General features: G+C 54.3%; 12 protein-coding genes. 10 read left to right on the top strand and 2 right to left on the bottom strand.

The features are described from left to right. The first annotated feature begins 120 nt into the window (after positions 1-120). Positions 121-3,309: an amidohydrolase family protein gene (locus tag SAMA_RS00130; RefSeq protein WP_011758151.1), complete on the top strand. Its 3,189-nt coding sequence runs from the start codon at positions 121-123 to the stop codon at positions 3,307-3,309. A 104-nt stretch (positions 3,310-3,413) separates the two neighbouring features. Here the strand turns inward: SAMA_RS00130 and SAMA_RS00125 are convergent, their stop codons facing one another. After that, positions 3,414-3,983, bottom strand: a complete 570-nt coding sequence (locus SAMA_RS00125; RefSeq protein ID WP_011758150.1) for a DNA-3-methyladenine glycosylase I — start codon at positions 3,981-3,983, stop codon at positions 3,414-3,416. 107 nt (positions 3,984-4,090) lie between these two features. On the opposite strand from SAMA_RS00125, the gene glyQ reads away from it, so the two are divergent. Beyond that, positions 4,091-4,996, top strand: coding sequence for a glycine--tRNA ligase subunit alpha (gene glyQ / locus SAMA_RS00120; RefSeq protein WP_011758149.1), 906 nt, complete (start codon positions 4,091-4,093; stop codon positions 4,994-4,996). Between the two features lie 25 nt (positions 4,997-5,021). Further along, positions 5,022-7,091, top strand: a complete 2,070-nt coding sequence (gene glyS, locus SAMA_RS00115; protein ID WP_011758148.1) for a glycine--tRNA ligase subunit beta — start codon at positions 5,022-5,024, stop codon at positions 7,089-7,091. A 64-nt stretch (positions 7,092-7,155) separates the two neighbouring features. On the opposite strand, the gene SAMA_RS00110 is transcribed toward glyS, so the two are convergent. After that, the gene (locus SAMA_RS00110) at positions 7,156-8,211 is read right to left on the bottom strand and encodes an HDOD domain-containing protein (RefSeq protein WP_011758147.1); all 1,056 of its coding nucleotides are present in this window, start codon (positions 8,209-8,211) and stop codon (positions 7,156-7,158) included. A gap of 254 nt (positions 8,212-8,465) precedes the next feature. Here SAMA_RS00110 and pxpB point away from each other — a divergent pair, with 254 nt between their 5' ends. The 7 genes from pxpB to SAMA_RS00075 are packed head-to-tail and all read left to right on the top strand — an operon-like array spanning position 8,466 to position 13,556. Beyond that, on the top strand, positions 8,466-9,128 hold the full coding sequence (gene pxpB, locus SAMA_RS00105) for a 5-oxoprolinase subunit PxpB (protein WP_011758146.1): 663 nt from the start codon (positions 8,466-8,468) through the stop codon (positions 9,126-9,128). Between the two features lies 1 nt (position 9,129). Further along, the gene (locus tag SAMA_RS00100; protein ID WP_011758145.1) at positions 9,130-10,062 is read left to right on the top strand and encodes a 5-oxoprolinase subunit C family protein; all 933 of its coding nucleotides are present in this window, start codon (positions 9,130-9,132) and stop codon (positions 10,060-10,062) included. Beyond that, complete coding sequence (pxpA, locus tag SAMA_RS00095; protein WP_011758144.1) at positions 10,055-10,780, top strand: 5-oxoprolinase subunit PxpA; 726 nt, start codon at positions 10,055-10,057, stop codon at positions 10,778-10,780. The genes SAMA_RS00100 and pxpA overlap by 8 nt, the downstream gene beginning before the upstream one ends. Continuing rightward, positions 10,770-11,510, top strand: a complete 741-nt coding sequence (locus tag SAMA_RS00090; protein WP_011758143.1) for a DUF969 domain-containing protein — start codon at positions 10,770-10,772, stop codon at positions 11,508-11,510. The genes pxpA and SAMA_RS00090 overlap by 11 nt, the downstream gene beginning before the upstream one ends. Beyond that, the gene (locus tag SAMA_RS00085) at positions 11,507-12,490 is read left to right on the top strand and encodes a DUF979 domain-containing protein (RefSeq protein ID WP_011758142.1); all 984 of its coding nucleotides are present in this window, start codon (positions 11,507-11,509) and stop codon (positions 12,488-12,490) included. Before SAMA_RS00090 ends, SAMA_RS00085 begins: the two co-directional genes overlap by 4 nt. 11 nt (positions 12,491-12,501) lie before the next feature. Next, on the top strand, positions 12,502-13,155 hold the full coding sequence (gene pcp, locus SAMA_RS00080; RefSeq protein WP_011758141.1) for a pyroglutamyl-peptidase I: 654 nt from the start codon (positions 12,502-12,504) through the stop codon (positions 13,153-13,155). Continuing rightward, a complete protein-coding gene (locus SAMA_RS00075) occupies positions 13,155-13,556 on the top strand; it encodes an NUDIX hydrolase (RefSeq protein WP_011758140.1) in 402 nt (133 codons plus the stop codon). Before pcp ends, SAMA_RS00075 begins: the two co-directional genes overlap by 1 nt. The last annotated feature ends 16 nt before the right edge of the window (positions 13,557-13,572 follow it).

Here is a 13,572-nt window from a genome sequence, read left to right as displayed (position 1 = left end):
TGAAACAGAAATGAGGTTTTCCTGATCCGGGATTTATGAGATAACAACCTGACGTGCGCTAAGGACTAGCCTGCATGATTCAGTCTTTATCTCAATAACTATAACGATTAGGAAACCCAGATGTTCAAGACCCGTCTGCACCCAACCATGATTGCGGTGGCATTGGCTTTTGCTCCTGCAACCTATGCCGCCAACGAAGCAGAAACCTGGCAAGTAAACGCCCCTACCAATGCTCCCCTCGAAAAAGTCAGTGTCGATGTAAACGAAGGCACATGGATGAACCTGAGCCTAAGCCCTGATGGTAAATACATAGTGTTTGACCTCTTGGGTGATATCTACCGTATCCCAGCCAAGGGCGGTGAAGCTGAAGTGCTTGCCAGTGGCATAGCCTGGCAGATGCAGCCAGTTTACAGCCCAGATGGTAAATACATTGCCTTTACCTCGGATCAGGATGGCGGTGACAACCTCTGGGTCATGGATGCCGACGGTAAAAACCCACGCGCAGTCACCAAAGAAACTTTCCGCCTGATTAACAGTCCAGCCTGGAGCCCTGATTCGCAGTATCTGGTTGGTCGCAAGCACTTTACCGCCAGTCGCAGTCTGGGTGCCGGTGAGGTGTGGCTCTACCACATCAGTGGTGGCGAAGGTGTTCAGCTAACTGAACGCCCCAATGACCAGAAGGACCTGGGTGAGCCCGCATACTCACCCGACGGCCGTTATATCTATTTCAGTCAGGATGCAACGCCCGGAAAAACCTTCCACTACTCCAAAGATTCTGTGGCTGGTATCTACAAAATCAAACGCTACGACACCCAAACCGGTGAGATTGAAGTGTTGATCGAGGGTACAGGTGGTGCAATACGCCCTACACCCAGCCCGGATGGCAAAAAGCTCGCCTTTATCAAGCGCGATGGATTCCAATCCACTCTCTATTCATTGGACCTGGCTTCTGGTGCCAAAGAAAAACTGTATGGCGAGCTGGATCGTGACATGCAGGAAACCTGGGCCATTCACGGTGTTTACCCCACCATGGCCTGGGATAAAAGCAGCAACGATATTCTGTTTTGGGCCAAGGGCAAGATCCAACGTCTAAACGTATCCAGCAAAAAAGTTACCGAAGTGCCCTTCCACGTGAAAACACAACTGGATGTGCAGCCCTCGGTTCGATACACCCAAAACCTTGACCACGATAACTTCGATGTGAAAATGCTGCGCATGGCACAGGTTTCACCCGACGGTAAACATGTAGTCTATGAAGCCCTGGGCAAACTCTGGCTTAAATCCTTACCCGAAGGCAAAGTGACCCGTCTGACCAAGCTGGATGACGGTATTTCTGAGCTGTACCCAACCTGGTCACGGGATGGCAAGCAATTGGCCTTTACCACTTGGACCGATAAGGATCAGGGTTCCGTATTGGTAATTAACCTCGGTAATCGTAAGACAACCACTATTACTCAGGTGCCTGGCAAGTATGTTGAACCGGTCTTCTCACCCACCGGCGAACTGCTGGTCTACCGTAAAGCCAGCGGTGGTTATATCACTCCGACGACCTGGTCAAACGACCCTGGTATCTATAAGGCGAGCCTGAAGACCAAAGAAAATACCCGCATCAGCGCGCTGGGCTTCCAACCCCAGTTTGGTGCCGATAGTAACCGGGTGTACTTTATGGAAAGCGGTGAGACTCCACAGTTCTCGTCTATCAATCTGGATGGTTTTGAAAAGCGCACCCACTACACCAGCAAACATGCAACCGAGTTCCGCATTTCCCCCGATGGTGAGCAACTAGCATTTGCTGAGCGTTTTAAGGTTTGGGTAACCCCGTTTGCAAAACATGGTGAGACCATTGAGATTGGCCCCAAGGCCAGCAACCTACCTGTGACTCAACTGAGTGTTCGTGCCGGTGAGAGCTTAAGCTGGAACAGCAAGAGCAATCAGCTGTACTGGACCCTTGGCCCTGAGCTGTATCAAATGCCAATCGATAGCAGCTATAGCCCCAAAGCAGATGCAGAGTCAAAACCTCAGCCAACCATCACCAATATCAGCTTCGAGCAAAAGGCCGATGTTCCACGTGGAACCATTGCATTTGTTGGTGGCAAGGTCATCACCATGGAAAATGATCAGGTGATAGAAGACGGTGTGGTGCTGGTCAAAGACAATAAGATTGTCGCTGTAGGTAGTAAGACAGACGTAGCCATTCCTTCTGGCGCAGAGCGCATCGATATCAGTGGCAAGACCCTGATGCCGGGCCTGTTTGATGCCCACGCCCACGGTGCGCAGGGTGAGGATGAAATCATTCCTCAGCAAAACTGGAACCTGTTTGCCGGACTGTCACTGGGCGTGACTTCTATCCACGACCCATCCAACGACACCACTGAAATCTTTGCCGCATCCGAGCAGCAAAAAGCCGGTAAGATTGTTGGTCCGCGGATCTTCTCTACCGGTACCATCCTCTATGGCGCTAATCTGCCCGGTTACACCAGCCATATCGACTCTGTGGAGGATGCCAAGTTCCATCTTGAACGACTGAAAAAAGTTGGAGCCTTTAGCGTAAAGAGCTATAACCAACCACGTCGTAACCAGCGTCAGCAGGTGATTGCCGCCGCACGCGAGCTGGAAATGATGGTTGTGCCTGAGGGCGGCAGCTTGCTGCAACATAACCTCACCATGATTGCAGACGGCCATACTACCGTAGAACACTCACTGCCTGCTGGAGCCATCTATAACGATATAAAGCAGTTTTGGGGGCAAACCAAAGTTGGCTATACCCCAACGCTGGTAGTCGCCTATGGTGGTATCTCGGGTGAGAATTATTGGTACGATAAAACTGACGTATGGGCTCACCCACGTTTGTCCAAATTCGTACCAGGCGATGTGCTAAAGGCCCGCTCTATGCGCCGCCCTACTGCACCAGAAGGCCACTACAACCACTTCAACGTTGCACGTGTCGCCAATGAGCTGAACAACGTTGGCGTGCACCCGAACATAGGTGCTCACGGTCAGCGTGAAGGCCTCGCAGCACACTGGGAAATGTGGATGTTTGCCCAAGGTGGCATGAGCAATATGGAAGTACTGAAAACAGCCACCATCAACCCAGCCAAGACTTTCGCCATGGATCATCAATTAGGGTCTATCAAGGCAGGTAAGCTCGCTGACCTTATTGTTATCGACGGTGATCCACTGGCCGATATCCGCGTGACAGACAAGGTCACTCACACCATGGTTAACGGCAAGCTCTACGATGCGGAATCCATGAATCAGCTCAACGGTGACAAGCGCCAACGTCAACCTTTCTTCTTCGAAGAAATCTAACCCCGGCGCCAGCACTTCCTTTCCTCTTAGGAGAGGATTTTTGAAAAATAAAAGGTGTTCCACGTGGAACACCTTTTTTATTGGCCGGCAATTATTTCACTGCATCAATATTTTTGGTAGCAATGGCAGTCTGTGGTGTGATCGTTAACCATGCCCACCGCCTGCATAAAGGCATAGCAAATAGTGGGACCAACGAAATTGAAGCCCAGTTTCTTAAGCGCCTTGGACATGGCTTCGGATTCAGCAGTCTGGGCAGGCACCTCTGAAATGGACGAAAATCGATTGACCTTGGGTTCACCACCGACAAAGCTCCACAAGAACATCGAGAAGTCGTTGCCGGCATCAACGTAATTCAGATATGCGCGGGCATTGCGAATGATGGAATTCACCTTGGCCCGGTTACGGACTATGCCCGGATTTTGCAGCAGCTCTTCAACCTTAGCCTCGTCATAAGTGGCTATGATAGCAGGTTCAAAATCGGCGAAGGCGGCCTCGTAACTTGCCTGCTTTCTGAGGATGGTAATCCAGGATAAGCCGGCCTGCTGACCATCGAGACAAAGCTTGGCAAACAGCTCTTTGGCATCGTAAACCGGCATGCCCCATACCTCATCGTGATACTGCTGGTACAGCTTATCATCACTGACCCAAGCGCATCTCACTTTGTTATCTGCCATTCAAAGTCCCTATTTAGCCGTAAATTCGCTCAAAAATAGCCTACATAACCACAGATCTACAAGGTATAATCGAACCCATTTTCTATTTTCAGCTGACAGCAGTAGACATGACGACGAAATACGACGTAAAGACATTCCAGGGCTTTATTTTGACCCTGCAGGATTACTGGGCTCAGCAAGGCTGTGCCATTGTCCAACCACTGGATATGGAAGTCGGTGCCGGCACCTTCCACCCTCAGACCTTCCTGCGCGCCCTCGGCCCTGAGCCAATGAGCAGCGCCTATGTGCAGCCTTCACGCCGCCCAACCGATGGTCGCTACGGTGAAAACCCAAACCGCCTACAGCACTACTACCAGTTCCAGGTCGTATTGAAGCCATCCCCTGACAACATTCAGGAGCTCTACTTAGGCTCGCTGCGAGCCTTGGGCATCGACACCCAAATCCACGACATTCGCTTCGTGGAAGACAACTGGGAATCGCCAACACTGGGCGCCTGGGGTCTGGGTTGGGAAGTCTGGCTCAACGGCATGGAAGTGACTCAGTTTACCTACTTCCAGCAAGTTGGCGGCATCGAATGCAGCCCAGTGACCGGTGAAATCACCTATGGTCTGGAGCGTCTGGCCATGTACATCCAGGGCGTAGACAGCGTTTACGATCTGGTCTGGACCGATGGCCCCATGGGCCGCATCACCTATGGCGATGTGTTCCACCAGAACGAAGTTGAACAATCTACCTATAACTTTGAGCACGCCGACGTGGACTTCCTGTTCGGCATGTTCGACCAATGCGAAAAAGCCTGTCAGCATTTGTTGTCATTGGAAACTCCTCTGCCTCTGCCCGCTTACGAGCAAGTCATGAAGGCCTCACACGCTTTCAACCTGCTGGATGCCCGTCACGCCATTTCTGTGACCGAGCGTCAGCGCTACATTCTGCGTGTGCGCACCATGGCCAAGGCGGTTGCCGAAGCCTACTACAAGGCCCGTGAAGCCCTCGGCTTCCCCATGTGCAAATAAGCAGTGCAAATAAGAGGAAGATTAAATGAAATTTGAAAACCTGCTCATCGAAATTGGTACCGAAGAGCTGCCACCCAAAGCACTGCGCACCCTGGCCGAATCCTTTCAAGCCAACTTCAGCGAGGAGCTGACCAAGGCTGAACTGCCATTTGAATCTATCGAATGGTATGCCGCCCCACGTCGCCTGGCCCTGTACGTTAAGGGGCTGGCAACCGCGCAGGAAGACAAGGTAGTAGAAAAACGCGGGCCTGCGGTGCAGTCCGCCTTCGATGCCGACGGTAATCCAACCAAGGCCGCCGAAGGCTGGGCCCGTGGTAACGGCATTACCGTGGCAGAGGCCGAGCGTCTGGCCACTGACAAAGGCGAATGGCTGGTTTATCGTGCCAATGTCGCCGGTGAGCCTACATCTGTTTTGGTGCCTGCGATGACCCAGCGCGCACTGGATAAGCTGCCTATCCCCAAGCCGATGCGCTGGGGCAGCAACAGCACTCAGTTTATCCGCCCTGTGCACACAGTTACCCTGCTGCTTGGCAGCGAACTGATTGCCGGTGAAGTGCTGGGTATTCAATCTGACCGCACTATTCGTGGCCACCGCTTTATGGGCGAGTCCAGCTTCAGCCTGGATCATGCCGACAACTACCTGGCCGCCCTGAAAGAGCGCGGTAAAGTTATCGCCGACTATCAGGCCCGTAAAGCCCTCATCAAGGCCGACGCCGAGAAAGCCGCTGCTGTGATTGGTGGCAACGCCGACATCGAAGAGAGCCTGCTGGAAGAAGTGGCCTCACTGGTTGAATGGCCAGTGGTACTCACCGCCCACTTTGAAGAGAAGTTCCTGGCCGTGCCTGCCGAGGCGCTGGTGTACACCATGAAAGGTGACCAGAAGTACTTCCCGGTATTCTCAAACGACGGCAAGCTGCTGCCAAACTTCATCTTTGTGGCCAACATCGAGTCCAAAGATCCGGCGCAAATCATTGCCGGTAACGAGAAGGTGGTTCGTCCACGTCTGGCCGACGCCGAATTCTTCTTCAACACCGACAAAAAACACACCCTTGCAAGCCGTCTGGCGAGCCTGGAAACCGTAGTATTCCAGAAGCAACTGGGCACCCTGAAAGACCGCGCCGAGCGCATCTCTGCCCTCGCTGGCTTTATCGCGGGTCAGATTGGCGCCAGCAGCGAAGACGCCGCCCGTGCAGGTTTGCTGTCAAAGTGCGACCTGATGACCAACATGGTGATGGAATTTACCGATACTCAGGGCACCATGGGCATGCACTATGCTCGCCTCGACGGTGAAGCCGAAGCCGTTGCTGTGGCACTGGAAGAGCAATACAAGCCCAAGTTCAGTGGCGACAGCGTGCCAAGCGCCGGTGTTTCCTGCGCCGTGGCTCTGGCCGAGAAACTCGACACCCTGTCTGGCATCTTCGGTATCGGTCAGGCGCCGAAAGGCGCTGCTGACCCGTTCGCGCTGCGCCGTGCTGCCATTGGTGTGCTGCGTATCATAGTTGAGAACAAGCTACCGCTGGATCTGGTTGACCTGATTGCCAAAGCCGTTGAACTGCACGGTAGCAACCTCAGCAATGCCTTGGCTGCCGATGAAGTGCTTGAGTTCCTGATGGGCCGCTTCCGCGCCTGGTATCAGGACAAAGGCATCAGCACCGACGTTATTCTTGCCGTATTGGCCCGTCGTCCAACCCGACCTGCGGATTTTGATGACCGAATTCTGGCGGTAAGCCACTTCCGCACCCTGGAGCAGGCCGCAGCACTTGCCGCCGCCAACAAGCGTGTATCCAACATCCTGGCCAAGGTGGAAGGTGAACTGCCAAGCAGCATCAATGATGCGCTGCTGAGTGAAGCCGCTGAAAAAGCACTGGCAGCCAAGCTTGCCGAAGTAACGCCGGTCATTGCCCCACTGTTCGCTGCCGGTAACTACCAACAGGCTCTGACTGAACTGGCTGCCCTGCGCGAGAGCGTGGATCAGTTCTTCGAAGACGTGATGGTCATGGCCGACGACCAGGCGCTTCGCAACAACCGTCTGGCACTGCTTGGCAACCTGCGCGACCAGTTCCTGCACGTAGCCGACATTTCTCTGCTTCAATAATGTAGCAGTAGCAAATGCCCGTCATAAAAAACGCGCCTCAGGGCGCGTTTTTTATTCATCTATATCAACGGGTAAAGAGGATGAGTTTTTCGTGCAGGGGATCAAAGGTTTTCCTGTCCATACCAATGCGTGCCAGCAATTCATTGAGCTGTGGTTCTTTGAGTCTCGCAGCCTGCCATAGCATTGAACACTCACTGATGTGGTTGGCTGTCCAGATAGCTTTGGGCAGAGGTTCTGTCGGCATATTGTCTGGATTGGCCAATGCAGCAAGTGAACGGGAAAACAGTGGTGGCAGCAGCCATGAACGCGCCAATACAGCACTTAAAATCAATGACTTGGATGTCATAACCTGACGAAACAACCATGATCTGGGCTGCTCACCGGGCTCGGCCTTGGCAAAAGCCTCAAGCAACATCTGAAAGATCGCTATCTTGCCTACATCGTGAATAAGCCCAAGCATAAAGGCTGTATCCTGATCTTCGGTGGCCAACTCGGCGGCCAGATAGGCAACCTGAAGCGAATGGCGCCATACCTCAGCACCAAATCGCCGGTAATAGATTGGTTTAATTTCAACAACTTCCCTAACCTTAACCGCACTCACAAAACGCCTGAGCTGCTCGCGCCCCAAAATCACCACCGCCTGCTGCAAGCTGGTAATATCCTTGGCTCCCCGATGAAATGCTGGTGCATTACACAACTGGATCACCTCAGCACTTAGCACTGGATCTCGCTTGATAAGCGCTATCACCTCCTCGGTGTCCACCTCAGGATTGGCAAGCTGTTTATCCAGTTCAATCAAATCGTGGGGCAACTTGAAGACTTTTTCAGCAATGACCTTGGGGTCAGCCAGTGCAGACTCAACATTGCCAATCAATCGCTTTTCAAGGTTATTGGCAATGCCACCTGTATCTTTATGACTGGTTGCAAACAGCAGGCTGTAAAAGAGTGCCGCCACATCGACGGTAGGTGCGGCAACCGTATCGGTATCGTTTGGGGTTGAAGATATCTTCTCGGCGACCCTGGTTTGCGTCTTAGCAGCAATACCTTCCCCGGTAAGGCTACGGGGACGCTCCACCACAGTGTTATCACGAATATTGAAAAGCTTGCTGAAAAGCCGCATTAAGGACAGTTTCCTTCCAATGAAAAACCCGATTCATCGGGCCGGTTACGGCAGAAGTTCAAGATTAAATACTAGGCTTTCAGTCAGAAATTGCCAGCCCTGTTCGTCACAGATACGCGACGGCTACCCAGGATAGTGCAGCTGAACCCCAACTTAACAAACACCAAATAAAACAACATTCATGCATCAATTTATTGACACTGGTGGGGGCTTTTTTTAGCTTCAGAAGATGTCTGGCTTACGGAATATTGCCCATGAAGTCCCTATCTCCCCAAATATCTGTGGTGGGTGAGCATCAGGTATTCCTCGGCTTACCGCTTGTGTCAGACCCTGAGCTCTGTCTGCATACCCAGAGCCGTATCTGGCAACTGGCTAATCATTGTCGGGATCGAGACGGCGTGTTGGAAACTGTGCCGGGTATGAACAACCTGACGTTAAGACTGAGTGACAATCAAGACCCCGAACACTGGTGCCGCTGGTTAGAGGCCGAGTTTCAACGCACCACTGGTATAGATTTTCCCATAGGGCGCGAGCATATCATCCCCGTCAGTTACGGCGGAGAAGATGGCCCCGACCTACAGTCGGTGGCCAGTCACCACGGGCTGGGTAGCCGGGACATCATTCGTCTCCACACCCAAGGCGATTACCGGGTCCTCTTTATCGGATTCTTACCCGGATTTCCCTACCTCAGTGGCCTGCCAAATGCGCTACACACTCCCAGACTCGCCACACCAAGACAAGCAGTACCTGCAGGCAGTGTCGGAATAGGTGGCACTCAAACAGGCATTTATCCCTGCAAGGCTCCCGGCGGTTGGCACCTTATAGGTAAAACTCATACTGAACTATTTGATCCCACCAGCGATTCCCCTTGCCTGCTATCGCCAGGTGACCGGGTTATTTTTGTTGAGGATAGGTAAGATGCTTGAAGTGGTAATGGCGGGCATTCAAACCACGGTGCAGGATCTCGGCCGAACCGGCGTGGCGCATCTTGGACTGCCACGCAGTGGCGCGCTGGACCGTCAGGCCCTGCTGCTCGCCAACCGGCTGCTGGGTAACCCAGATAATACGCCTGTGCTGGAGTTTGCTCTGGGCCAATCGAGCCTCCGATTTCATCGCGATGCCTGGATTGCCCTAACTGGTGCCGATTTCGACGCAAGAATCGATGCCAAGCCCGTTTGGTGCGGATGGCGCAGCCTGATCAAAGCCGGACAAACCCTCAGCCTACGCGGCCCCAAGGCGGGCATGCGAGCCTACTTGGCAGTAGATGGCGGTGTACAGGTGCCACCGTTTATGGGCTCGGCCAGTACCGATTTATCCAGTGGTGTTGGCGGCCTTGAAGGCCGCTCCCTTAAGTCTGGGGATCGCCTCGAGCTGGGAACAGAGAAACCGCTGAAGCATCCGGTGGGCGCGATGCAACCTTCCTGGGATAACCTGCTAAGGGTACTGACAGGACCGCAATATCCCTTACTCAGCGACACATCAACACTAACAAAGGCGATGTGGCGCGTTCAGCCAAGCAGCAATCGCATGGGTGCGAGACTGGAGGGACCTGCGCTGCATTTAAGTAAGCCGCTGGAGATGGCATCCCAGGGTGTGTTCCCCGGGGTCATTCAACTGCCACCATCAGGACAACCCATAGTACTGCTGAACGACGCCCAAACAACCGGCGGTTATCCCATTATCGCCACAGTGATTGAAGCCGACCTGTGGAAACTTGCTCAGGCACGCCCCGGGCAACCGCTGCAATTTGTCTTGGTCGACCGCGCCGAAGCACGGGCCGCTTGCGAGCGTTGGAATCAATATTTTTATCGCCTCGGCCGAGCTCTTGGCAACGGAGAAGCCCATGTCTAGTCTTCAGTTAAATGCCGATGTGGGCGAAGGCTACCCCTTCGATGCCGACATTATCGCGCTGGTAGATGCCGCCAATATCGCCTGTGGTGGCCACGCGGGTGACTCAAACAGCATGCGCGCTACAGTGAAACTTGCGATTGCCAACGGCTGCCTGATTGGCGCCCATCCGTCATTCCCCGATAAAGCCAACTTTGGCCGCCAGCCCATGCGTATGGAAGCCATTGCGCTGACCACCAGCCTTATCGACCAAATTCAAGCCCTGAAGCAAATTTGCGATGAAGAAGGCGCAACCATGTTTCACGTGAAACCCCACGGCGCCCTCTACAATCAGGCAGCGTTCGATAAAGAACTGGCCTCATGCCTTATTGAGGCGATACAGGCCGTCGACGCCAAGCTGGTGCTCATGGGCTTAGCAGCAAGCCCACTGCTGCAATGGGCCCGTGAGGCAGGCCTTCGGGTGCAGGCAGAGGCCTTTGCCGACCGCCGCTACGAAGCGGACGCCACCCTGGTGTCGAGGCAACAACCGGGGGCAGTGATCCACAACCAAGCCGAAGCGCTGGCACAGGTGCAGGCGTTAATGTCAGGCAGCCTCACCAGTATTGATGGCGCCCGCCTCAGGCTTAGGGCCGACACTCTGTGCCTGCACGGTGACAATCCCGAGGCGTTGCAGTTTGCCCGCCGCATACGGGCATTGCTGGAGACGAGCCATGCTGACTGACCTGCTCGCCCTCAATTACTGGCCGCTGATTGGTATTCCCGTGGTGGTGCTGGGGTTCGCACTGAAATTCAATCCCTTGCTGGTTGTTACCCTCGCCGGGCTGATTACCGGCTGGGCCGTAGGCATGGATGCCGCGACTTTGCTGGAAACCTTTGGTGAGAAGTTTCTCTCCAGCCGTCAGCTGGCGTCTTTCCTGCTGATCCTGCCGGTGATAGCCCTGCTGGAACGCCACGGTCTCAGGGAGCGTGCCAAAGGCTGGATTGCCACTATCAAAAGCGCCACTACGGCGCGTATTTTGTCGCTCTACTTTGTTGTCAGGGAAGCCAGCGCCGCGTTGGGACTGTTGAGCCTTGGTGGCCACGCCCAAACGGTGAGACCCCTGTTGGCCCCAATGGCAGAGGCTGCCGCTATCAACGCCTACGGTCCCTTGCCCAAACCCATTCGCGACAAAATCGCCGCCCACGCCGCTGCCTGTGACAATGTGGCCATGTTTTTTGGTGAAGATATCTTTATCGCCTTCGGCGCCGTGCTGCTCATGGATGCCTTCCTCAAAGAAAACGGCATTCAAGGTATCGAGCCTTTGCACATAGGCCTGTGGGCCATCCCCACCGCCGTTGCGGCGCTGATTATTCATCTGTTCAGGCTCTCACGGCTGGAAGCTGGCATTCGCCGCGATATCGCCCAATGGCGGGCAACAGAAGACATAGATCAACAGGGAGCCGAAGCATGAGCCTTATCAGCATCAAGGATATCTACTTGCTGATTGGGCTGGTGGTGGCCATTTTGGTGGTACTGACCCTGAGGGACAAACAACACCCCAAACGGTTCACCACAGCCTTGTTTTGGGGCCTGTTCGGAAGCCTGTTCCTGTTTGGCGACCTCGCGGTGAATACCCTGGGCGCCAAGTTGGCACACCAGATTGCCGGTGCCATGGTGATTGGTATCGCCCTGCTGGCGGGAATGGGCAGGGTCAGTCTTGGCAGCTATCAGGAAACCACCCCGGCGCAGAAGGAGCACAGCGCCAAACAACTCGGCAATCAGCTCTTTCTGCCGGCACTGCTTATCCCCTTACTGACAGTAGCGGCCACCCTGTTGCTTGCCGGAGTCAACTTCGGTGATGTACTGCTACTCGACCCCAAACATCAAACCCTGGCGGCTCTGGCACTGGCATGCAGTATTGCCCTGCTGTTGGGCTGGCGTCTGACTGGCGATAGCCCACTCAAGGCCGTAGCCGAGTCGCGCAGGCTGGTGGACAGCATCGGCTGGGCCGCAATTCTGCCACAAATGTTGGCTATGCTGGGCGGCGTGTTTGTGGTTGCACAAACCGGTGACAGCATCAAGGCACTGGTCAGCCTCTTTATTGACCCGAGTAATCGCTTTGGACTGGTGGTTATTTACTGTGTTGGGATGGCGCTGTTTACCATGATCATGGGCAACGCCTTTGCTGCCTTCCCGGTAATGACCGCCGGTATCGCCCTGCCTTTTTTGATTGAAGGGCAAGGAGCCAGTCCGGCGCCCTTGATGGCCATTGGCATGTACTCGGGTTATTGTGGCACCCTGATGACGCCCATGGCTGCCAACTTCAACATAGTACCAGCGGCCCTGCTAGACCTTGACGACAAGTATCAGGTCATTAAGGTACAAATACCCACGGCGCTGGCGTTGCTGACAACCAACATTTTGCTGATGTATTTCATCGTTTTTGACTGAGCGAGCCCATTATGAAACCCGTGCCACTGATTTTGCTCACCGGATTTGAACCCTTCGGCGGCGAGGTAATTAACCCATCCTGGGAGGCGGTAAAAAACCTCGATGGCGAGCTTATCTGCCGCCACAGGATCAAAGCCATCAAGCTGCCCTGCGTGTTCCACGATTCGCTCACTCAGCTAACCGAGGCCATCGATTATCACCAGCCGGCCCTGGTGCTCTGTGTTGGCCAGGCAAGCGGACGCAGCGAACTGACCCTTGAGCGCATTGGCATCAATATCGATGATGCGCGTATTGCCGATAACCGTGGCCAGCAACCCATTGATGAGCCCGTGATAGCCGGAGGCCCGGCGGCCTACTTCGCCACCCTGCCCATCAAGGCCATGGTGCGCGACCTGAAGGAAGCGGGGATCCCGGCAGCCGTCTCCAACACCGCGGGAACCTTTGTTTGCAACCATGTGCTCTATGGCATGCTGCATCAGCTGAGCCAGACTCCCGAATGCCGTGGCGGCTTTTTGCATATCCCCCTGGCACCGGAACAGGCCTCACGCCAACCGGGGACCCCATCTATGGCGTTGGAAACCGTTATCCACGGTCTGCGACTGATGCTGGCCACCGCTGTCACCACAGCCACCGATATCCACGAGAGCGCCGGAGTCACCCACTGATGGCTTTCGACGATACCTTCCGCTTGAGCAGCCACGCGGTGATCACCAACGACAAAAATAACGTGCTGCTACTTAAAGCTGACTATGGCAATAAGCATTGGGGCCTACCCGGCGGAGCCTTGGAACCGGGCGAAACCATACATCAGGCGCTGATACGTGAATGTTTGGAGGAGCTCGGCCAGCTGGTCGCAATCGACTACCTGAGCGGTGTGTATTTTCACTCGGCTTACAATTCACAGGCCTTTATCTTTCGCGCCCGCCTGACAAGCCCGAATATCATCCTGAGCCCAGAGCACAGTGAATATGGTTTCTTCGTCCCAGACAGCCTACATGCAGTGCAGCAACGCAGGATTAGCGAGTGCCTCGACTTTAACGGCAAGGTAGTCAGTGCCGCTTTTTGATCGCTATGGCTGACAA

Origin of the sequence: Shewanella amazonensis SB2B (assembly GCF_000015245.1) — a bacterium.
GTDB classification, from domain to species: domain Bacteria; phylum Pseudomonadota; class Gammaproteobacteria; order Enterobacterales; family Shewanellaceae; genus Shewanella; species Shewanella amazonensis.
The sequence above is the reverse complement of the archived record's forward strand: the minus strand, read 5'-3'. Positions and strand labels throughout refer to the sequence as shown.